Source organism: Caulobacter sp. GW821-FHT09B08, assembly GCF_059418225.1.
Genome location: NZ_JBWKPL010000005.1, coordinates 221,136 through 240,481, shown reverse-complemented (window position 1 = coordinate 240,481; position 19,346 = coordinate 221,136). Strand labels below are relative to the sequence as shown.

At 69.8% G+C, this 19,346-nt stretch carries 20 protein-coding genes; 6 read left to right on the top strand and 14 right to left on the bottom strand.

Annotation, left to right across the window (positions count from 1 at the left end; genetic code table 11):
* The first annotated feature begins 55 nt into the window (after positions 1 to 55).
* Both AC07OA_RS16255 and AC07OA_RS16250 read left to right on the top strand, forming a co-directional pair.
* Positions 56 to 1,426 carry a DUF1800 domain-containing protein gene (locus AC07OA_RS16255; RefSeq protein WP_494664987.1) on the top strand — a complete coding sequence of 457 codons (1,371 nt, stop codon included), beginning with the start codon at positions 56 to 58 and terminating at the stop codon, positions 1,424 to 1,426.
* Positions 1,423 to 2,724, top strand: coding sequence for a DUF1501 domain-containing protein (locus AC07OA_RS16250; protein WP_494664848.1), 1,302 nt, complete (start codon positions 1,423 to 1,425; stop codon positions 2,722 to 2,724). The genes AC07OA_RS16255 and AC07OA_RS16250 overlap by 4 nt, the downstream gene beginning before the upstream one ends.
* 4 nt (positions 2,725 to 2,728) lie before the next feature.
* Here AC07OA_RS16250 and AC07OA_RS16245 read toward each other — a convergent pair whose 3' ends face one another.
* A complete protein-coding gene (locus AC07OA_RS16245; RefSeq protein ID WP_494664847.1) occupies positions 2,729 to 4,759 on the bottom strand; it encodes a M3 family metallopeptidase in 2,031 nt (676 codons plus the stop codon).
* A 187-nt stretch (positions 4,760 to 4,946) separates the two neighbouring features.
* Here AC07OA_RS16245 and AC07OA_RS16240 point away from each other — a divergent pair, with 187 nt between their 5' ends.
* On the top strand, positions 4,947 to 6,146 hold the full coding sequence (locus AC07OA_RS16240) for a hypothetical protein (protein ID WP_494664846.1): 1,200 nt from the start codon (positions 4,947 to 4,949) through the stop codon (positions 6,144 to 6,146).
* On the opposite strand, the gene AC07OA_RS16235 is transcribed toward AC07OA_RS16240, so the two are convergent.
* From AC07OA_RS16235 to crcB, 3 genes are all read right to left on the bottom strand, one after another.
* Positions 6,143 to 6,349 (bottom strand): hypothetical protein, encoded by a 207-nt coding sequence (locus AC07OA_RS16235; protein ID WP_494664845.1) that lies wholly within the window; start codon positions 6,347 to 6,349, stop codon positions 6,143 to 6,145. The two genes, AC07OA_RS16240 and AC07OA_RS16235, sit on opposite strands and share 4 nt — an antisense overlap.
* Positions 6,350 to 6,411: 62 nt before the next feature.
* Positions 6,412 to 7,401: an RluA family pseudouridine synthase gene (locus tag AC07OA_RS16230; RefSeq protein WP_494664844.1), complete on the bottom strand. Its 990-nt coding sequence runs from the start codon at positions 7,399 to 7,401 to the stop codon at positions 6,412 to 6,414.
* Positions 7,398 to 7,784 carry a fluoride efflux transporter CrcB gene (gene crcB, locus AC07OA_RS16225; RefSeq protein WP_494664843.1) on the bottom strand — a complete coding sequence of 129 codons (387 nt, stop codon included), beginning with the start codon at positions 7,782 to 7,784 and terminating at the stop codon, positions 7,398 to 7,400. The genes AC07OA_RS16230 and crcB overlap by 4 nt, the downstream gene beginning before the upstream one ends.
* 141 nt (positions 7,785 to 7,925) lie before the next feature.
* Here crcB and AC07OA_RS16220 point away from each other — a divergent pair, with 141 nt between their 5' ends.
* Both AC07OA_RS16220 and AC07OA_RS16215 read left to right on the top strand, forming a co-directional pair.
* Positions 7,926 to 9,056 (top strand): energy transducer TonB, encoded by a 1,131-nt coding sequence (locus tag AC07OA_RS16220; protein ID WP_494664842.1) that lies wholly within the window; start codon positions 7,926 to 7,928, stop codon positions 9,054 to 9,056.
* A gap of 132 nt (positions 9,057 to 9,188) precedes the next feature.
* Complete coding sequence (locus AC07OA_RS16215; RefSeq protein ID WP_494664841.1) at positions 9,189 to 10,430, top strand: hypothetical protein; 1,242 nt, start codon at positions 9,189 to 9,191, stop codon at positions 10,428 to 10,430.
* Here AC07OA_RS16215 and AC07OA_RS16210 read toward each other — a convergent pair.
* The 10 genes from AC07OA_RS16210 to AC07OA_RS16165 form a co-directional block, all read right to left on the bottom strand.
* Complete coding sequence (locus tag AC07OA_RS16210; protein ID WP_494664840.1) at positions 10,427 to 10,924, bottom strand: CC0125/CC1285 family lipoprotein; 498 nt, start codon at positions 10,922 to 10,924, stop codon at positions 10,427 to 10,429. The genes AC07OA_RS16215 and AC07OA_RS16210 overlap by 4 nt on opposite strands.
* 20 nt (positions 10,925 to 10,944) lie before the next feature.
* Positions 10,945 to 11,763 (bottom strand): RluA family pseudouridine synthase, encoded by an 819-nt coding sequence (locus AC07OA_RS16205; RefSeq protein ID WP_494664839.1) that lies wholly within the window; start codon positions 11,761 to 11,763, stop codon positions 10,945 to 10,947.
* Positions 11,760 to 12,548, bottom strand: a complete 789-nt coding sequence (locus AC07OA_RS16200; protein WP_494664838.1) for a hypothetical protein — start codon at positions 12,546 to 12,548, stop codon at positions 11,760 to 11,762. Before AC07OA_RS16200 ends, AC07OA_RS16205 begins: the two co-directional genes overlap by 4 nt.
* Complete coding sequence (locus tag AC07OA_RS16195) at positions 12,545 to 13,846, bottom strand: replication-associated recombination protein A (RefSeq protein WP_494664837.1); 1,302 nt, start codon at positions 13,844 to 13,846, stop codon at positions 12,545 to 12,547. Before AC07OA_RS16195 ends, AC07OA_RS16200 begins: the two co-directional genes overlap by 4 nt.
* Positions 13,847 to 13,910: 64 nt before the next feature.
* The gene (locus AC07OA_RS16190; RefSeq protein ID WP_494664836.1) at positions 13,911 to 15,332 is read right to left on the bottom strand and encodes a Do family serine endopeptidase; all 1,422 of its coding nucleotides are present in this window, start codon (positions 15,330 to 15,332) and stop codon (positions 13,911 to 13,913) included.
* Positions 15,333 to 15,418: 86 nt separating this feature from the next.
* Complete coding sequence (locus tag AC07OA_RS16185) at positions 15,419 to 16,666, bottom strand: TCR/Tet family MFS transporter (RefSeq protein ID WP_494664835.1); 1,248 nt, start codon at positions 16,664 to 16,666, stop codon at positions 15,419 to 15,421.
* On the bottom strand, positions 16,663 to 17,178 hold the full coding sequence (locus AC07OA_RS16180) for an SRPBCC domain-containing protein (protein WP_494664834.1): 516 nt from the start codon (positions 17,176 to 17,178) through the stop codon (positions 16,663 to 16,665). The genes AC07OA_RS16185 and AC07OA_RS16180 overlap by 4 nt, the downstream gene beginning before the upstream one ends.
* Positions 17,175 to 17,519 (bottom strand): ArsR/SmtB family transcription factor, encoded by a 345-nt coding sequence (locus AC07OA_RS16175; protein WP_494664833.1) that lies wholly within the window; start codon positions 17,517 to 17,519, stop codon positions 17,175 to 17,177. Before AC07OA_RS16175 ends, AC07OA_RS16180 begins: the two co-directional genes overlap by 4 nt.
* On the bottom strand, positions 17,516 to 17,872 hold the full coding sequence (locus tag AC07OA_RS16170; RefSeq protein ID WP_494664832.1) for an MmcQ/YjbR family DNA-binding protein: 357 nt from the start codon (positions 17,870 to 17,872) through the stop codon (positions 17,516 to 17,518). Before AC07OA_RS16170 ends, AC07OA_RS16175 begins: the two co-directional genes overlap by 4 nt.
* An 8-nt stretch (positions 17,873 to 17,880) precedes the next feature.
* The gene (locus tag AC07OA_RS16165; protein WP_494664831.1) at positions 17,881 to 18,333 is read right to left on the bottom strand and encodes a VOC family protein; all 453 of its coding nucleotides are present in this window, start codon (positions 18,331 to 18,333) and stop codon (positions 17,881 to 17,883) included.
* 149 nt (positions 18,334 to 18,482) lie between these two features.
* Between AC07OA_RS16165 and AC07OA_RS16160 the strand changes: the two genes are divergently transcribed.
* Positions 18,483 to 19,346 (top strand): class I SAM-dependent methyltransferase, encoded by an 864-nt coding sequence (locus AC07OA_RS16160; protein WP_494664830.1) that lies wholly within the window; start codon positions 18,483 to 18,485, stop codon positions 19,344 to 19,346.

Genomic DNA, 19,346 nt, shown 5'->3' with positions numbered 1-19,346 from the left:
CGCAAGAGCGGGCGATCCCTGGGAGATCTCCGGCTTGAGCCTTCCGTCCGACGAGATGATGGCCGCCATCGCCGCCACCCGCTTCGGCCTGGGCGCGCGGCCGGGCGAGATCGCGGCGGCCCGCAGCGATCCCCAGGGCTTCCTGACCGCCCAGATCCGCCCCGAAGGCGCCGACCAGCCGGAAAGCGACGGCGAAAGCTCGGCCCAGCGCCTGGCCGAACTGGTCGACTACCGGATGCAGAAGCAGGCCGCCAAGGCCGACGGCGACCCCAAGGCCGATCCGGTGAAGGACGCCCAAAAGATGCTGCGCGACCAGGCCGGGAGCGACTTCCTGGCCCGCGCCCGGCTGGGGACGAACACCGACGCGGCCTTCCGCGAGCGCTGGACGCTGTTCTGGGCCAACCACTTCACCGTCTCGGCCACCAAGCTGACCACCGCCACGATCGTGGGGCCGTTCGAGCAGGAGGCCATCCGCCCGCACGTCTTCGGCCGCTTCGAGGACCTGCTGGTGGCCTCGTCCACCCATCCAGCCATGCTGCTGTATCTGGACCAGACCCGCTCGGTCGGCCCCGACAGCAAGGCGGCGGCCTATCTGCGTCGCCGCCAGAACGCCGACGACGCCGGTGGGCTGAACGAGAACCTGGCCCGCGAGATCCTGGAGCTGCACACGGTCGGCGTCGACGCCGGCTATTCCCAAACCGACGTCACCGAATTCGCCCGGGCCATGACCGGCTTCAGCGTCGGCCGCCCCCAGGACCCCAATGCCCATCGCTTCCTGTTCCGCGACAACGCCCACGAGCCCGGCGCGCGGACGGTGATGGGCAAGCGCTATCCGCAGGGCGGCGAGGACCAGGCCCTGGCGGTGATGGCCGACCTCGCCGCCAGCCCCCACACGGCCCGTCACCTGGCGACCAAGCTGGCCGTCCACTTCGTCAACGATGCGCCGCCGCCCACCCTCGTCGCCCGGCTGGAGAAGAGCTACCTCGACAGCGGCGGCCGGCTGGACCAGCTGGCCCGCACCCTGGTCGCCTCGCCCGAGGCCTGGGACCCGACGCCCGCCAAGTTCAAGACCCCCTACGAGTTCGCCATCTCCACCTGGCGGGCGGTGGGCGCCGAGCCGTCGGCCATCGGCAAGCTGTCGCCGGTGCTGACGGGCCTGGGCCAGAAGCCGTTCTCGGCCCCCTCCCCCAAGGGCTGGGACGACCAGGCCCAGACCTGGTGCGCGCCCGACGCCCTGATCAAGCGCCTGAGGTTCAGCGAGGGCTTCGCCGCCGTCACCGCCGACCGGCTGGACCCCGACGCCTTCGCCCAGTCGGCCCTGGGCGCGCGCCTGACCCCGCCGGTGGCCAAGGCCGTGGCCCGGGCCGAGACCCGCCGCGAGGCCATGGCCCTGCTGCTGATGAGCCCGGAGTTTCAACGCCGATGAACGCTCCTCTTTCTCGTCGCTCGCTGCTCCAGCAGGCCGCCGGCCTGGGCGTCACGGTCAGTTTCGTGGGTGGTTCGGCCTTCGCCGCCGAAGGGGCGATGGCCAAACGCAAGATGGTGGTGGTGATCTGTCGGGGCGGCATGGATGGCTTGACCGTCAGCCCGCCGGTCGGCGATCCGGACTATGCCGCCCTGCGCGGCGCGGTGGCGGTGGCGCCCGACCAGGCGCTGAAGCTGGACGGGACCTTCGGCCTGCACCCGGCCCTGGAGTCGGTCCACGCCCTGGCGCTGAAGGGCCAGGCCCGCATCGCGCCGGCCATCGCCAGCCCCGACCGCGCCCGCTCGCACTTCGAGGCCCAGGACGTGCTGGAGACCGGCGCGGCCCAGGTATACGGGATCAATACCGGCTGGCTGAACCGCACGCTGGAAGTCCTGGGGCCGTCAAAGGTCGAGGCCCTGTCGGTGGGCGCCACCGCGCCACTGATCCTGCGGGGCAAGGTCCAGGCCGCCAGCTGGTCGCCGGGCGCGGGGGTCGACGAGACCGCCCGCCTGCCCACCCTGCTGCAGGACCTCTACAAGTCCGACCCGATGATGGGCCCCGCCTTCGCGCGAGGCCTGGAGACCGAGGCCATGGCCCAGGCGGCGATGACCGCCCTTAACCCAGCCCCGACGCCCGTCTCGACCGACGCGGCCGCCATGGCTCCCCCAATGGCGTCCAAGCCCATGTGGCAGAACGCCGTCGCCACCCAGGCCATGCCGCCGCCGCCCCCGGCCATCGCCACCCAGCGCCAGGGTCGCGAAGCGGCGCGCAAGCTGGGCGCCACCCTGGCCGGCTTCATGGTGCAGGACGGCGGGCCGCGCATCGCCGCCATCTCGCTGGACGGGTGGGACACCCACGCCGGCCAGGTGGGCCAGCTGAACACCCGCCTGTCCTATCTGGACGCCGTGCTCGACGGACTGAACACGGGTCTGGGCGAAGAGTGGAAGAACACCGTCGTGGTGGCCGCCACCGAGTTCGGCCGCACCGCCCGGGTCAATGGCACAGGCGGCACCGACCATGGCACGGGCTCCACCGCCCTGGTGCTGGGCGGCGGCCTGAAGAAGGGCGGGATCATCGGCGACTGGCCCACCCTGCGCCAGGACGCCCTGTTCGAGAACCGCGACGTGCGCCCCACCCTCGACATGCGCGGCCTGTTCAAGGGCGTGCTGGCCGAGCACATGGGCGTCGACCGCGCGGCGTTGGAGACCACGGTCTTCCCCGACAGCGCGGCGGCGAAGCCGGTGTCGGGGCTGGTCTGACCGGCTACTTCTTCTGCCCGCTCTTCTTCTGCAGGTCGGTCTTGAACGCCTCCAGGCTCATCGGACGGCCCAGGAAGTTCTGGATCAGCACATTGGCGTCCTGCGACCCGCCGGGTTCCAGCACCAGCTTGCGATAGCGCGCCGCCACGGCCGGATTGCGCATGCCGCCCTTGTCGAACTCGGTGAACAGGTCCAGCGCGATCGCCTTGGACCAGACGTAGGTGTAGTAGATCGCCGAATAGCCATCCAGGTGGCCGAAGCTGGCGTAGTCGTGCGTGCCGGCCATCGACGGGAACAGCGAATAGCGCTGCACCTGGGTGTCGAACTGGGTGGCCAGGTCGAAGTCCGGCGCGCGGTTGTAGTAGTTCAGCGACACCGCCGCGTAGCCCAGTTGGCGCTTCCACATGCCCGGTTCGCCGAACCGGCGGCCGGCGTTCATCTTGGCGACCAGCGCTTGGGGAATGGGCTCGCCCTTGGGGTTCGAAGCGAAGGTCTTCAGCGTGTCGTAATCCCAGGTCCACTCCTCCAGCAGCTGCGACGGGGCCTCGATGAAGTCCCACTGCAGGTTGCCCATGGATTCCACGCCGTACTGGGTATGGCCTGAATAGAGGGCATGGATCAGGTGGCCGAACTCGTGGAGGAAAGTCACCACGTCGGTGTGGTCCATCGGTCCGTCGGCGGGGAAGTTGCAGACCAGCGCCCCGACCGGGACCTGACGCCCCTCCACGCCCGTACGGATCGGGAACTGGGCGGCGTGGTTGTACTTGCCGTCGCGCGGATGCATGTCGAGATAGAAGCGGCCGATCAGGGCGCCGCTCTTGTCGTACAGCTCCCAGGCCGAGACGCTCTTGTCCCAGACCGGGGTGTTCCATGGCTTGAACTGGGCGCCGAACAGGTCCGAGACCAGGCCGAAGATGCCGACGCGCGCCTTGTCGTAGGTGAAGTACTGGCGCACCTCGGCGGCGTCGACGGCGTACTTCTGCTTGCGCAGCAGGTTCTGCATGTAGCCGTTGTCGTAACGCTCCAGGCGGGTGATCGACGGGTCGATGGTCTTGGCGAAGGCCGTCAGTTCGGCCATGTCGGCCTCGGCCGCCGGCTGCGCCGCGACATTGACCTCGTCCAGGAAACGCGCCGCCCGCTGGGGATCGCCGATCATCTTGTCGGCCGTGACCAGGGTGGCGTAGTCGGTGTAGCCCAGGGTCCGCGCCAGTTCGTAGCGCTTCTCCAGCAGCGACTTCAGCACCGTCTCGTTGGCCGGCCAGCCGCGGTTGAGGAAGGCGGTCATCACGGTCTTGCGGGTGTCTCGCTTGCTGGCGAAATCCAGTACCGGGAACACGTCGGGATAGTCGACCGTCAGGTGGATCACGCCGTCCGGACCGGGCTTGTGGCTGTCGACATAGTCCTGCGGCAGGCCGGCCAGATCCTCGGGCTTCAGCTTGATGTCGCCCTTGTCGTCGCGGATGTTGGCCGCGAACTTCAGGCCGATCTCGGTGATCTCCTTCTGCAGCGCCGCGACCTTGGCGCGGGTGGCCTCGTCCTTGTCGACCCCGGCCAGCCGGTAGTTGGTCAGCATCTTCTTCAGGGTGAAGCTGGTCTTGTCGTCCAGGCCGGCCAGCGGGATCCCGGACAGCCGGTCGTAGATCGGCCGCGACAGCGAGATGGCGGTGTTCAGGTCCGACAGCTTGGGCACGCAGGCCTCGGCGGCCTCTCGCGCCGGCTTGGAGGGGCTGGTCTGCGAGATCAGGTACATCTCGCTGGAGCCGTCGCCCAGGCCCAGCAGCAGGGTGTCGTAGGCGGCGAAGTCGTCCTTCAGGGTCGCCGGTCCCTTGCGGCCCTCCAGATCGGTCTTGGCCTTGGTCGACAGCGCCAGGATCGCGTCGCAGCGCTGGGTCAGGGCTGCCGGATCGGTCTGGGTCAGCACCGAAGCCTTCAGCAGCGCATCGACCTCCACATCGGTCGCCGTGGCCGCGAAGGCCGGCGAGGAAGCGGCGACCATGGCGCTGGTGACCAGCGCCGCGAGACGAAAGCGTGACATGAAAGTCCCCCGAAAAGCGTGACCCGCTATTGCTAAGGTCGCCGGCCGCATCGGGCAACAGCGTTAGGCGGAGCCCTGCCCGTTCGCGCGCCCTTTCCAAGCTTCACCAGTAATTTCAGACTATTGTCACTTGGCTCCACCTGAGATCGCGTGCAGCTTTCCCGCACTGATCGCTGAGGATGACGCCATGGCGGAGATGTGGGTGCTCGATCCCGTGGACTGGGACGAGCTGCAGAGGATCGTCGCCAAGACGGGGGCGACGATCATCACCAAGCCTCCGGCCGGCACGGGCGACAGGCTGGGCGACTTCGCCGACGCTATCGGCGACCACAGCGTCGACGAGGCGCCGATCTGGACCAGCGCCCATCGCACATCGCTGGGCTGGTTCTGGGGCGACGGCACGGCGGTGGATCCGTCCTACTGGGCCGATGGCGACGTCAACGGCGACAGCGATCCGTCCAACGACAGCCAATACGCCTCGCTAGTCGGCGACAAGCTGGCGGCGGGTCCCGGCTACACCGCCATCCTCTATTCGAACCTGGGCACGCAATATCGCGACCACATGCTGGGCGGCCTGGACAACGTGACCCTGAGGCTGTTCGGCGGCGACGACTATTACAACGGCGCGGCCAACGGCGGGGTGCTGGACGCCGGGGCCGGCAACGACCAGATCGTTCTGGACGATTTCGCCTCGACGCAGGCCACCATCGTGATCGACGGCAACGGCGAGGACACGGTCGAGGCGTCCTGGGCGATCATCAAGGCCTCCGCCGACGGCGACGCCGACGTCTTCGCCACGGCCGGCCGCGTCACCTACGGCGCGGGAACGCAAGGCGTCGTCATCCAGCGCGACTCCTCCGGCGAGGTGGTTGTGACCAGCGACGAGTTCGGCGCCGACCGCCTGTTCGTGACGCATGTGGTCGGCACCGCTCATAACGACACCATCGAGGGCGTGGACCGCATCAGCGGCGGTGGCGGGAACGACGTCCTGACGCCCTTCTCCTACGCCGAGGGCGGCGACGGCGACGACTATCTGGTCGCCTCCAGCGGCCAGCGGGTCGAGCTTCGCGGCGAGAACGGCGACGACACGATCGTGATCTTCTCCGAGGCCAAGATCACCGGCGGGGCCGGCGTCGACAGTTTCGTGTTCGGCCAGCTGGCCCACGCCACCCTCAACGACTACGCCGACGGCGAAACCATCGACATCAGCAACCTGCTGAGCGTCGACCGCGCCACCGCCTATGCCGGCGGCTATCTGAAACAGACCTATTCCGGCGGCTACACCCGGCTATGGATCGACGAGAACGGCGGCGGCGACGCCTGGACCGAATTCGCCACGGTCAGGGGATCGCACGACCTGGCGGACGCCTTGGTCTTTTTCGTCTAGCCCGCCGCGTTCAGCCGCTTCTCGACCTCGGGGACCAGTTCCTTCACGTCCTGGTGCTTGCCGGTCTTGAAGGCGATGCGCGTGCCCGTCTTCAGCGGCCCCGCCAGCGGACCGTCGGGCGGCACGGGCGCGAAGCTGAGAACTTCGGTCGTGTTGACCGACACCGGCGAGTCGTCCGGGCGCGTGAACGTGACGAAGGCCATGGAGATCGCCCCTCAGGATTGAGCGACGATCATTCCACAGCCCAGAGGCGCACTCAAGCCGACTAGCGGCGCTTGGTCTGGCGGCGCGCGAACGGGTCGTACTCGGCCTCGTCCTCCGAGAAGCCGAACTTGGCGAAGCCGGCCTTCATCTCGGGGCTGAGCGGCGCCTCGATGGCCAGGGTGCCGACCGTGGGGTGCGGCAGGATGATCGACCGGGCGTGCAGCTGCAGCTTCAGACCCTCGGACAGCGGCGCGGATTTGTCGTCGCTGTATTTCGGATCGCCCAGGATCGGGTGGCCGATGGCTTTCATGTGGGCGCGCAGCTGATGGGTGCGGCCGGTGTGCGGACGAAGCGCCATCCAGGTCACGCGCGGTCCGGCGCGGCTGATCGAGACGAACTCCGTCTCGGCCGGCTGGGCGTCCGGATCCTTAGGCTCAGCGGGCACCACGAGCTCTCGGTCGCCCACCCCGCGCTTGGCCAGGTGCAGCTCGATCACGCCCTCGGTCGGGTGCGGGTTGCCCGCCACGATGGCCCAATAGGTCTTCTGCGCGCGACGGCGGGCGAAAGCGCCCGACAGCTTGGCCGCCGCGCCGGGGGTCTTGCCCAGCAGCAGCACGCCGGAGGTGTCGCGGTCCAGGCGGTGGACCAGCTTGGGGCGGTCCACGCCCTCGCCCCAGGCGCTCAGCAGCTTGTCGATGTGGTGGGTGGTCTTGGTGCCGCCCTGCACGGCCAGGCCCGCCGGCTTGTTCAGGGCCAGGACTTCCTCGTCCTCGTACAGCACCAGCGACTTGGCGAAGGCGATGTCGCGCGGCGACAGCTTGCCCTTCTCGGAAGGGTCGGGCGCGTCGGGCAGCGGCGGCACGCGGATCTGGCTGCCGGCGGCCAGCTTGGTGTCGGCCTTGGCGCGCGAGCCGTCGACCCGGACCTGGCCCGAGCGGAACAGCTTGTTGAGCTGGATGTGGTTCAGGTGCGGCCAGCGCCGCTTGAACCAGCGGTCGAGGCGCACCCCGTCCTCGCCGGCGTCCACAAAGAGGGTTCGAACTTCTTTCATGCCGCGAAAATCCGGCGGGCGATCAAGAGGCCCGCGAAAAGGGCCGCCACGGACAGGATCACGCTGGCGGTCGTATAGGTGAAGGCCTGAGCGTAGGCGCGCTTCTCGATCATGAGCGCGGTCTCCAGCGAAAAGGCCGAGAAGGTGGTGAAGCCGCCCATGACGCCGACGCCCAGCAGTACGCGCCAATGCTCCTGCTGCGCGCCGCCCCGCAGGGCCAGCCAAGCGGCCAGCAGCCCCATCAGGAAGCCGCCGGTCAGGTTGACGGTGAAGGTGCCGTACGGCCAGTTCGGCCCGAGCAGGCGCAAGGCCTGACCGCCCACCAGATAGCGAGCGACGGAGCCTAGAGCGCCTCCGGCGGCCACGAGGAGGAGTTTGTTCATCGCGCCCTTATGCGCCGGGCGGCCGCGAACGCCAAGCCGCACCGAAAAGGCGCCGAAAGATGGTTCATCCGACATACGCCCGTGATTGTCTCCTGCCATAACCCTAGGTAGCATCTCAACCACGTCATCGAGGGTGTCTTCATGTTGCGTGTGTTCGTCCTGAGCCTGTTGATCGCCACGCCCGCCATCGCCGACGTCCTTCCCCCGCCCCTTCCCGTGATCGACCGGTCGCTGACCGAGATGGACGTGATCACCTTCGATCCGCCGCCCGCCCAGGTGGTCTGCGACGGGAACCGCGCCGCGCGGGTCGTCGAGGCCGCCGTCCTTCATCCTCGGCTGAGCCCGCCCCTTCCCAAGACCTCGCCCAACGGCGCGCCCATCGTCGACAGCGACGCCCAGCCGCTGTCCTTCTCGGTGGACGCCTCGGGCCAGGTGACCGACATCAAGCGCGCCGAGACCGCCCGCGTGATCGCCCCCTCCGACGCGGCCCTGGCCGCCCTGGCCAGCTGGCGCTTCGCCCCCGGCGCGCCGGCTTCCGGCTGCCAGGTCGCCTTCGTCCCGCATCGCACGCCCATCACCCAGGCCCGCCGCGTCAGCCTGTTCGAGATCATCGCGTTCGAACGCCGCAATACGCCCGCCCTGGTCCGCCAGACCGTCTCCAAGGCCGGCGACTGCGGGACCAACCGCCGCCAGCCCAAGACCATCAACTATCCCGACCTGCGCCGCTTCGACGGCCGCGACCTGAATCCGGCCTGGGCGGCGGTGACCTACGACATCGACGCGGAGGGAACCCCGATCAACGTCCGGGTCGAGACCCAGTCCGGAGACCCCGCCCTCGCGGACTCGGCGGCGGCGGCCATCGCCGGCAGCCGCTTCCTGCCCGGCAAGCCGGTCCAAGCCTGCTACGGCGTCTTCGCCGCCGCGCCGCGCGAGACGCCCGCGCCATCCCAGCCGAAACTGGCCAGCTTCGCGCGCCCCGGCGACAGCTGCGACATCACCCAGGCGGCGCTGAACCTGCCCACCGCCAAGACCTATCCCCGCGCCTATTCGGACCGGAAGATCTCCGGCTGGGCCTATCTGCGCTTCGACGTCGCGCCCTGGGGGCAAGTCGGCAATGTCCAGGTCATCGCGTCGGAACCCACCGCCGCGTTCGGCGAGGCGGCCCGGGGCCTGCTGTGGAGCGCCAAGCCCGCGGCTCCGCCGGAGGGTTATCGCGGATGCCTGGTGCCGGTGGTCTACGCCATCCCCGACCCCGAGCCGATCTTCGACTAGTCGCCCCTAAGGTGAAATGCCCAGTTCAACCTTTGGGCGCGGTGCGTTAACCTGTTTCGGACACCCTGTTCCTGCACCGACCGTTAAGGCTGTAAAAGGCATCCTATGAGCTCCTCCCGCTCTAAGGCCCCCATGCCCTTCGATTCGAGCCAAAGTGACGATCGCAACGAGCATCTGGCTCTTAGCGGACCTGTGCTCCAACGGCTGGCGGGGTCGGAGCTGATCGCTCGCGGCTCGGTCAACGTCATCAGCGTGCGCGCCATCCGCCGCTGGGCGGGAGACTGGTGGGACAAGAAGCGCGTCGACGTCTGGACCTATGTCGAGCGCAAGCTGGCCGAGCACCTGGACCGCAGCGACCTGCGGGCCCGCGTCGGCGAGGACGACTTCCTGATCGCCATGAACAACGACCAGGGCCTGGCGGCCCAGGCCACCAGCGTGCGCATCCTGGAAGACGTGCTGACCCATCTGCTGGGCGCGGCCGAGCCCACCGACCTGGGCGTGCGCGCGGTGATCGGCATCGAAGCCGGCGGCGTCGTCTGCCGTCCGATCGATCCGGCCGTGGTGCTGGCCGCCCGCGCCCGCCGCGACTCGGTCCGCTCGCCCATCCGCTTCGACATCGATCCGCTGGAAGAGACCCGCCGCACCCCGGTGGCCTTCACCACCGCCGGCGGCGCGGCCCTGCGGGTGGACTTCACGCTCGAGCACGTGATCAGCCTCAAGCGCAACATCGCCACGGCCGTGCGCATCGAGCCGGTGGTCACCCACCTGGGCTCGGGCAAGCAGATCAGCGCCCGCGCCATCTCGCGCCTGCCCGACCGCGACGCCGCCTTCATCGACGAGGCGGCCCTGAAGTACGCCGCCGTCTTCGCCCGCGCGGCCCAGGGCCACGACCGCCCCGACCTGATCGTGCCGGCCTCGTTCCGCAGCCTGGGCACCCAGCGCGGTCGCGACATGCTGACCGGCACCTCGGGCCTGTCCCTCGCGCTGCTGCGCGGCGGGGTGATGATGGAGCTGGTCGACGTCACGCGCGGCACGCCCGCCGGACGCCTGCTGGAAGTGGTCGGCCTGCTTAAGGCCCTGACGCGCGGCGTCATCGCTCGGGTGCCACCCGAGAAGGAAGCCTTGCGCGTCCTGCGCGACGCCCGCCTCCACGGCCTGACCCTGGACGCCAGCGACCTGGGCGGTCCGGCCGAGAAGATCGCCGCCGACATCATGGCCTTCGGCCGCGACGCCAAGGGCCTGGCCCCGATGGTCGCGCTGCAGGGCCTGCCGGCGGAGGGCTATTTCGCCGCCGCCGAGACGGCCGGCCTGACCCACGCGGCGCTCCGGGCCTCGAATCCCATCGCCGCCAGCGCCAAGAAGGCGGCGGGTTAGACCGCCGCCCGCCCCTGCCCCACCGTGCGGACAATGGCGCGGGCGTCGTAGACGTCGGCGTCGCGCGGCGGCTGGCCCTTGCCGAACACCACCTCCATCGAGCTGCTGACCGCCGGCCCCGGACCCAGGTTGAAGCTGGTGCCCAGACCCACGCCCACGCCGCTGCTGCGGCCGTAGCTGCCCGAGCCGCCGCCGATCGACAGGGTCGAGCCCCGGCCCGAGCCGGTCTGCTGGGTGTTGCGGTCGGCGACCCGAAACCAGTCGTAGCCGTCGCGCAGGGCCAGCTCGGCCGAGCGCAGCAGGGCGTAGTCCGACACCTGGTTGACCGGCGCGCCGGGATTGCCCTGGAAGGTGACGCGATAGCGGCCCGCCTCGAGGCGATATTCGGAATAACCGGAGCCGTTCGGCGCGGACTTGGGCGCGTAGAGCGTCGGCGAGGTGGCGCAGGCGGTCAGGACGGCGGCGGAAAGAGCGATGGCGATCAGGCGTTTCATGGCGGAATCTCCTGTCAGGCTTAACGGGTATCCGGCCGCACCTGTTCCGGAATGGCAAGGCCCAGCTTGTCCAGCACCATACGCATGTCGTCGGGGATCGGCGCGCTGATCCGCCGCTCGCCGCCTTCGGGATGCGGAAAGACCAGCTGAACGGCGTGCAGCATCAGGCGCGGCACCGGCGCGCCGCCCAGCATCAGCGCCCCGCCGTAGCGGCTGTCGCCGGCGATGGGCCGGCCGATGGAGGCCATGTGGACCCGCAGCTGGTGCATGCGGCCGGTGTCGGGGCTGAGCTCGACCAGGGCCGCGCCGTCAGTGGCCGCCAGGGTGCGATAGCGGCTGCGGGCGGCTTCGGCGTCCGGGTGGTCGGGCGCGCAGACCCGCATATAGGCCTCGCGGCCGATGGACTCGCGGCGCAGGGGGCTGTCGATCTGGCCGCCGCGCGGCTCGGGCGCGCCGGGCGTGACGATGGCCAGATAGGTCTTGCGGAACCGCTTGCCCATCAGGGCCTTGCCCAGGAAGGTCGCTGCCGGCTTGGTGCGGGCGGTCAGGATCACGCCGGAGGTGTCGCGGTCCAGGCGATGGATCAGGCGCGGCCGGGGCCGGTCGCGCCGGGCCAGGGCCCACAGCAGGTCGTCCAGGGTGTGGGCCTGGATGCGCCCGCCCTGGCTGGACAGGCCCGCGGGCTTGTTCAGCACGAAGACGCTGTCGTCCTCGTGGATCACCAGCGACCGCGTGAAGGCGATCTCCTCGGGCGACAGGACGATGGGCGTGTCGGACGCCTTAGGCTTGGCGACGCCAGGCGGGCGCCGGGGCGGCTTGCCGGGGGGCGGACGGCTCATGCGGCGACCTCCGCTTTCGAGAGCTCTGGCGGCGCGATCCACAGCGCCCGGCCGTTCAGGAACAGCCACGACAGCATCAGTCCGGCCGGCGCCAGGGCCCAGCCGCCGCGCGAGGCGACGCTCGACACCAGGAACACGGCGAACAGCAGCGGCAGGCCGTAGACGGTGTTGGCCAGGATCGAAGGCCAGTGCGGCGGCCGGGTGAAGACCAGCAGCGCCCCCTCGGCCCGGCGACGCAGGATCAGCGGCGGGACCACCAGCAGCAGGGTGATCGTCGTCAGCGGGATCATGGTGATCACCGCGCCCGCCAACGGAATCTCAAGAGCGTCCGACCACTCGGGCAACTGCTCGCGATAGAACCGGTGCAGCGGCTCGGCCGCCAGGCCCGCGAGGGTGGCGACCAGGGCCAGAACGGTGACGCCCAGCACGATCAGGGCGTTCTTCTGGGTCCGCAACAGCCGCGCGCCGAACCGGGCGGCCAAGGCCGCGAGGATTTCCATGCAGACCGCCAGGGTCAGGCAGGCATAGCCGAGATCGGCATAGAGCCACTTGTGGGTCGCATAGCGCGCCTGGAGGGTGTCGAACCGCAGGGTGGCCTGGTGGAAGTCCGCAGCGCTGGGCTGGCCGAAATAGAGCGTGGCGCGGATGCGCTGCAGTTCGCCGAAATAGGCGTTGGAATCGGTGTGCCACGGCGTGATCGCCGCCAGGACCAGCAGGACGACGCCCGCCAGCAGCAGGCCCAGGGATATGAGCGCGATCGTCCGGACCGCGGGCGAAAGCCTCACTTGCCGTCTCTCCGCAAGCGGTTCCAGGCGTCCAGCCGTTCCCTGACCTTGGCCTCGGCCCCGATGGGCTTGGGCTCATAGAGGACGGGCCGCGCCATGCCGTCCGGGAAGTAGTTCTGGCCCGACACCCCGCCCTCGACGTCGTGGTCGTAGGCATAGCCGTCGCCATAGCCCAGGGTCTTCATCAGCTTGGTGGGGGCGTTGAGGATGTGGGCCGGCGGCATCAGGCTGCCGGTCTCCTTGGCCAGGCGGCGGGCGGCCTTGTAGGCGGTGTAGACGGCGTTCGACTTGGGCGCGCTGGCCATGTGGACCACGCACTGGGCCAGCATCAGCTCGCCCTCCGGCGAGCCCAGGAAGTCGTAGGCGTCCTTGGCGGCCGTGGTCAGCAGCAGGCTCAAAGGGTCGGCCGCGCCGATGTCCTCGCTGGCCATGCGCACCAGGCGGCGGGCGATGAACAACGGGTCCTCGCCGCCCTCCAGCATCCGCGCCAGCCAGTACAGCGCCGCGTCCGGGTCGCTGCCGCGCACCGATTTGTGCAGGGCCGAGATCAGGTTGTAGTGCTCCTCGCGGTCCTTGTCGTAGGCGGGGCGGCGCTTCTGCAGGAACTGCCCCAGCTGGGTCGGGTTCAGCGGCGTGTCCGTGCCGATGGCCAGCAGGGTCTCGGTCAGGGTCAGCAGATAGCGGCCGTCGCCGTCGGCCATGGCGACCAGGGTCGAGCGGGCCTCGGGGTCCAGCGGCAGCTTGCGGTTCTCGGCCGTCTCGGCCTTGACCAGCAAGGCTTCCAGCGCCGCCTCGTCCAAGCGCTTGAGCACGAAGACCTGGCAGCGCGACAGCAAGGCGCCGTTCAGCTCGAACGACGGGTTCTCGGTGGTGGCGCCCACCAGGGTGACGATCCCCTCCTCCACGAAGGGCAGGAAACCGTCCTGCTGGGCGCGGTTGAAACGGTGGATCTCGTCGACGAACAGCAGGGTCGACTGGCCGGCCGAGCGGCGCACGCGGGCCTGCTCGAACGCCTTCTTCAGATCGGCCACGCCCGAGAACACCGCCGAGATCTGCATGAACTCATAGCCGCCGGCCTTGGCCAGCAGGCGGGCGATGGTGGTCTTGCCGGTGCCGGGCGGACCCCACAGGATCATCGAGGCCAGGCGATGGGCGGCGGCCATGCGGCCGATGGGCCCCTCGGGACCCAGCAGGTGCTCCTGGCCCACCACCTCGTCGAGGGTTTGGGGCCGCAGCCGGTCGGCCAGCGGGCTGGGCGCATGAGGCGTCAGGCCGGCGGCCTGGAAGAGATCGGACATGAGTCTCTTCTAGCAGGGAGAACGGAAAGGGGACACCGGCGCGTCCCCTTCCCCGCCTTCCCGGCTAGGTCCGCAGGCGCGCCGTGATCCGCTGGCCGCCGCGTTCGATGGTCACGGTCCAGGTCGAGGCGCCGGTGTTGGCCGCCGCGTTGAGGTCGGCGGTGGTGTTGATGGCCTTGCCGTTGACCTCTCGGATGAAGTCGCCGGGACGCAGGCCGGCGTTCAGGGCGAAGCCTTGCCCGATCTTGGTCACCAGCACGCCGCGCCCGGCGAACGGGTCGACGCTCAGGTCCTGGGCCACGGCCGGCGACAGGTTGACCACCGTGGCGCCGTCGAACGGGTTGCGGCCCTTCAGCACGCGCTCGTCCTTGGCCGGGGTCTCGGGCGCGGCCTCGGCGCGCAGGGTCAGGGTCAGTTCCTTGTCGCCGCGGTGGATCAGCACGTTCACGCGGTCGCCGACCTTGTGGGTGCCGATGGCGAAGGCGCCGCCGCCCTCGTCGTTCACCGCCTGGCCGTCGATGCTCAGGATCACGTCGCCTTCACGGATGCCCGCCCGGTCGGCCGAGCCGCCCGGATAGACGTCGGAGACCACCACGCCGCGCGGCGCGGCCAGGCCCAGGCTCTTGGCGATGTCGCCGGTCACCGGCTGGCCGCGCACGCCCAGCCAGGGCCGCACCACGCTGTGGCCGCCGCCCAGGGCGGTGGAGACCACCTGCTTGACCACGGCCGCCGGGATGGCGAAGCCCACGCCGCTGGACGAGCCCGAGCGCGAGATGATGAAGGTGTTGATGCCGATCAGGTCGCCGTCCATGTCGACCAGCGGACCGCCGGAATTGCCCGGATTGATCGAGGCGTCGGTCTGGATGTAGCTGCCGAACTCGGCCGCGCCGACATCGGTGCGGGCCAGGGCCGAGACGATGCCGTTGGTCACGGTCTGGCCCACGCCGAACGGGTTGCCCAGGGCCAGGACCAGATCGCCGACCTCCAGCTGCTCCTGGTCGTCGATGGCGATCACCGGCAGGCGCTCGCCCTTGGTGTCGATCTTCAGCACCGCCAGGTCCGAGCGCGGATCGTCCAGCAACACCGTGGCCGGGAACTCCCGGCGGTCGGCCAGCTGGACGGTGATGTCGCTCATGTTCTCGATGTTGTGGTGATTGGTGATGATCACCCCGTCGGCGCGGACGATGGCGCCGGAGCCCAGCGAGCCCTGCACCTGGTCGCGGGTGGCCCCGCCGCCGCCACCCATGAAAAAGTCCCAGAACGGATCGACGCGCTGGCGCACCACCCGCTTGGAGGCGACGTTGACGATGGCCGGGGCGGCCTTCTTCACCACCGGCGCGAACGAGGCCTTCATCGACGCCGGGTCGGAGGGCGCGCGGCGGGTGGGCTGGGCGAGGTCCGGGATGGTCTGGGCCTTGGACGGCCCCTGCGGCGAACAGGCGGCCAGCAGGGCCAAGGCGGGAAGCACGACGCGATAGGATCGCATGAGGTTTCGGCGACTCCGTGAATTTCAGCCCCGGAAGATCAGCCGAGCTTTCGGGCGCATTGATGGCGGTTCAACCGCAAAGACGGTCAGGCGGGGCTGGGTTCCGCCGCCACGGGCCGGGCCACGCGGTAGGCCAGGCTGACGGCCACCAGCAGGAAGGTCGCGGCGATCAGCACCGGCAGGCCCGGCAGGTGCAGGGTGGCGTCGTGGCGCACGGCCCAGGCGAAGGGCAGCAGGTAGATCGGCGGGCCGACGATGGCGGTGATGCCCATCATGGCCGAGTTGGCGCCCTGCAGCTGGCCCTGCTCCCAGGGCTGGACCCGACGGGTCATCAGGCCTTGCAAGCCGGGCTGGATCAGGCCCGAGAAGGCGAAGATCGGCAGGCCGCACAGATAGAGCCAGCCCGTCGGCGCCAGGGCGTAGATCAGGAACCCGACGGCGCCGGAGAACAGGCCGATCAGCAGGGCCCCACGCTCGCCCACCGTCTTGACGATCGGCCCGACCAGGAAGCTCTGCAGCAGGATGCCGGCCACGCCGCTGGCCATCAGGGTGAAGCCGATCACCTGCACCGGCCAATGATAGCGGAAGCCCATATAGAGCACGAAGACGCTGGGCAGCACGTTGTGCGCCAGCTGGAACAGGAACCCCACCCCGGCCAGGCCCAGCAGGCTGGGCTTGCTGCGCAGCAGGTTCAGCGAGCCGACGGGATTGGCTTTCTTCCAGTCGAAACGATGCACGCGCCGCTCGGGCGGCAGGGACTCGGGCAGGACGAAGAAGCCGTACAGCCAGTTGCACAAGGCCAAGCCCGCGCAGACCATGAACGGCAGGTGCGGGCTGAAGTGCCAGAGCCAGGCGCCCACGGCCGGGCCGAAGGTGAAGCCCACGCCGAACGCCGCCCCCATCAGGCCGAAACCCTTGGCCCGGTCCTCGGGCTTGGTGACGTCGGCCACATAGGCCCCGGCGGTCGAGAAGCTGGCGGCGGTCATGCCGTTCAGCACCCGCCCGACGAACAGCCACCACAGGTTCGGGGCGAAGGCCATGAACAGGAAGTCGATCCCCAGGCCGAAGATCGAGGTCAGGATCACCGGACGGCGGCCGAACCGATCGGACATCAGTCCCAGGATCGGCGCGCAGAAGAACTGCATCACGCCCCAGGTGGTGGCGAACAGCACGCTCCACAGGGCGGTCTGGGCGGTGTCGCCGCCGTTGAAGCGCTTCATCAGTTCGGGCAGCACGGGGATCATCACGCCTAGCGACAGCACGTCCAGGGTGGCGGTCACGAAGATGAAGCCCAGCGCCGCCTGGCGACGCTTGATCGTCGTGGTCTCGGTCATGGACGCCCCTCCCCGGCGGTGTTTTCCTCGTCCATAGCCCGCGCGGCGAGACCCGTCAGCAACGCTCTCCACCATTCGGCGTGGCGATGCAGGAAGATCGCGTCCGGGAAGTGGTGACGGGCGACGTGCTCGATGGGCACGGTGTCCCAGCCGCGATGCTCGACGGTGACCCGGGTCTCTTGGCTTTCAGGGGGCCCCACCGGCTCGAAGCGGACCTCGACCTCGGTGTCCATGCCCGGCGCGAAGCTGGCCTGGCGCCAGCCGAACACCAGCCGCTCGCCCGGCGCCCAGACGCGGACGGGGCCGATCTCGAACACCTTGCCGCTGGGCAGTTGCTCGACCAGCCGCGCGCCCTCCCCGGCCCCTTCGAAGGCCAGGACGCCGGGCGAGCGCGGGGTGAACGAGAACAGGGCGTTGGGCTTCCACCAGGCGCCGATGTCGGCGGTGAAGGCCTCGAACACCCGCAGGGGCGCGGCCCTGATGCGCAGGGCGACCAGAATCTTGGAGGTCACGCCCCCACCTCTTCGGCGGGGCCGCCTTCGACATGCGCCTTCAGCGCCAACAACTGGTCGCTCCACAGGCCCTCGGCCGCCTCGGCCCAGGCCTTGAGCTCGGCCATGGGCGCGGGCCGCAGGGCGTAGACCCGCACCCGGGCGTCGAACGGCGGATGAGTCTCCTCCACCAGCCCGGCCTGGCGCAGAGCGCGCAGGTGGCGGCTCATGGCCGGGGGTGACAGGCCGGCGGCCTGGGCCAGCTCTCCGGCGCGGCGCGGTCCCTGGCGCAGCAGATCGACGGTGGCCCGCCGGTGCGGATCGGCCAGGGCGGCCAGGGTGGCGTCCAGAGAGGCGCTCATGACGGCGCATCCGCCCGCTGGGCATCCAGCAACGCGATCTGCCGCTTGTTGGCCTTCAACCGCCAGGCCGCCTCCAGCGCCCCGCGCAGGGTGGGCTCGTCGGCCGCCTCGAGCAGCACCAGGGTCGCCCCCTTCTGGCCCCACGCGCCGGGCACCGGCCGGAAGACGGCGGGCTCGACGCCTGTCACCACCTCCTGCTGCTCGGGGGTCAGCTGCACCATGCCGAAGCTGGCGTTGGGATAGCCCAGGGTGGCGAAGATCCGCCCGACCCGGAAATCGACCGTGCCCATGTGCGAGCTCTCGATGGCCTCGGGCAGGGCCAAGGCCAGGCGGCGGAAATCGTCCTGGGTCATCGGGGCGCTCACGCCCAGCCCTTGACCACCTTGAGGCCAGAGTCCGCCTCGGCCTCTTCCTGGGTCACGGTTCGGACCGGGGCGCCGACCGTCCAGAAGTGGCCTTCCGGGTCGCGGCAGCGATAGGTGCGGTCGCCGTAGAACTGGTCCTCCGGCTCCATCAGGATCTCGGCCCCGGCCGCCCGCGCCCGCTCGCAATGGGCGTCGATGTCGCCTTCCAGATGGATATGGACGGTCTGGGTGTTGAAATTGTCGATCGAGGCCGGGCTCTTGTGCTGGGCGGTCCACTCGTTGCCGATCATGATCAGGCTGTCGCCGAACTTCATCTCCGAATGGGCCAGATTGCCCTCGGCGTCCTCGATCAGCATCACCAGGTCGAAGCCGAACGCCGCCTCCAGGAACTTCAGGGCGGCCTTCGGGTCGCGATAGCAGAGGGCCGAGGTCAGGGCGTTGCGGATCATGGCCAAGCTCCGTTTCAAATATCGACAATATTTAACGCATATCGAAACTATATCCGCAAGCGTGCGAATGCGCATTTTCTAACCGACGCGCGATTGCGCCCTCTCGCCGACGCCCGTAGTTGAGAACGACTGTCAGGAAGGAACGCCACATGTCCGCACAGAGCGCCTACCAGGTCTCCGACTGGAACGGGCAAAGCGGCGAACGCTGGGTCGCCAACCAGGCACGGCTGGACCAGATGCTGGCGGTGTTCGGCGAGGCCGCGATCCAGATCGCCGCGCCGGCGCAGGGCGAGCGGGTGATGGACGTGGGCTGCGGCGCGGGCGCCTCCAGCCTGGCGCTCGCGGAGAAGGTCGGCCCAGACGGCCACGTCATGGGCGTCGACATCTCCGCGCCGCTGATCCAGCGGGCGGCCGAGCTGGCGCCGGACGACGCGCCGGTCGCCTACCGACTGGCCGACGCCGGTAGCGCCGCCCTGCCCCAGGCCGAGTTCGACCTGCTGTTCTCGCGGTTCGGGGTGATGTTCTTCGAGGATCCGGCAGGCGCCTTCGCGCACATGCGCCGCGCGCTGAAACCCGGCGGTCGCCTGGCCTTCGTCTGCTGGCGCGCCGCGGCCGAGAACGACTGGGGCGCCCTGCCCCTGGGCGCGATCCGCGACCTGGTCCCCCTGCCCGCACCGCCCGATCCGGAAGCGCCCGGCCCTTTCTCCTTCGCCGATCCTGAGCGGGTCACGCGCATCCTGGACGCCGCCGGCTTCATCGACATCGCCGTGACCGCCTTCGACCACGTCATCCCGTTCGGCCAAGGCCAGGACCGGGAGGCCGCCCTGGACGACGCGGTGGAGATGGCGTTCCAGGTCGGTCCGCTGTCACGCGTCCTGGCCGACCAGCCCGACGACGTCCGCGCCAAGGCCTGCGCGGCCGTGCGGGCCGCCTATGCCCGGTGTCCGGGCGAGCGGTCGGTGATGATCGGCGGCGCGGCCTGGATCGTCACGGCGCGCAATCAGCCGGACTGA

Coding starts and splice junctions, on each gene's coding strand:
- AC07OA_RS16240 (WP_494664846.1), top strand. CDS start 4,947: ATGGCGGAGATGTGGGTGCTCGATCCCGTGGACTGGGACGAGCTGCAG.
- AC07OA_RS16195 (WP_494664837.1), bottom strand. CDS start 13,846: ATGTCCGATCTCTTCCAGGCCGCCGGCCTGACGCCTCATGCGCCCAGC.
- AC07OA_RS16220 (WP_494664842.1), top strand. CDS start 7,926: ATGTTGCGTGTGTTCGTCCTGAGCCTGTTGATCGCCACGCCCGCCATC.
- AC07OA_RS16165 (WP_494664831.1), bottom strand. CDS start 18,333: ATGATCCGCAACGCCCTGACCTCGGCCCTCTGCTATCGCGACCCGAAG.
- AC07OA_RS16185 (WP_494664835.1), bottom strand. CDS start 16,666: ATGACCGAGACCACGACGATCAAGCGTCGCCAGGCGGCGCTGGGCTTC.
- AC07OA_RS16250 (WP_494664848.1), top strand. CDS start 1,423: ATGAACGCTCCTCTTTCTCGTCGCTCGCTGCTCCAGCAGGCCGCCGGC.
- AC07OA_RS16170 (WP_494664832.1), bottom strand. CDS start 17,872: ATGACCCAGGACGATTTCCGCCGCCTGGCCTTGGCCCTGCCCGAGGCC.
- AC07OA_RS16190 (WP_494664836.1), bottom strand. CDS start 15,332: ATGCGATCCTATCGCGTCGTGCTTCCCGCCTTGGCCCTGCTGGCCGCC.
- AC07OA_RS16215 (WP_494664841.1), top strand. CDS start 9,189: ATGCCCTTCGATTCGAGCCAAAGTGACGATCGCAACGAGCATCTGGCT.
- AC07OA_RS16230 (WP_494664844.1), bottom strand. CDS start 7,401: ATGAAAGAAGTTCGAACCCTCTTTGTGGACGCCGGCGAGGACGGGGTG.
- AC07OA_RS16160 (WP_494664830.1), top strand. CDS start 18,483: ATGTCCGCACAGAGCGCCTACCAGGTCTCCGACTGGAACGGGCAAAGC.
- AC07OA_RS16245 (WP_494664847.1), bottom strand. CDS start 4,759: ATGTCACGCTTTCGTCTCGCGGCGCTGGTCACCAGCGCCATGGTCGCC.
- AC07OA_RS16175 (WP_494664833.1), bottom strand. CDS start 17,519: ATGAGCGCCTCTCTGGACGCCACCCTGGCCGCCCTGGCCGATCCGCAC.
- crcB (WP_494664843.1), bottom strand. CDS start 7,784: ATGAACAAACTCCTCCTCGTGGCCGCCGGAGGCGCTCTAGGCTCCGTC.
- AC07OA_RS16205 (WP_494664839.1), bottom strand. CDS start 11,763: ATGAGCCGTCCGCCCCCCGGCAAGCCGCCCCGGCGCCCGCCTGGCGTC.
- AC07OA_RS16255 (WP_494664987.1), top strand. CDS start 56: ATGATGGCCGCCATCGCCGCCACCCGCTTCGGCCTGGGCGCGCGGCCG.
- AC07OA_RS16210 (WP_494664840.1), bottom strand. CDS start 10,924: ATGAAACGCCTGATCGCCATCGCTCTTTCCGCCGCCGTCCTGACCGCC.
- AC07OA_RS16235 (WP_494664845.1), bottom strand. CDS start 6,349: ATGGCCTTCGTCACGTTCACGCGCCCGGACGACTCGCCGGTGTCGGTC.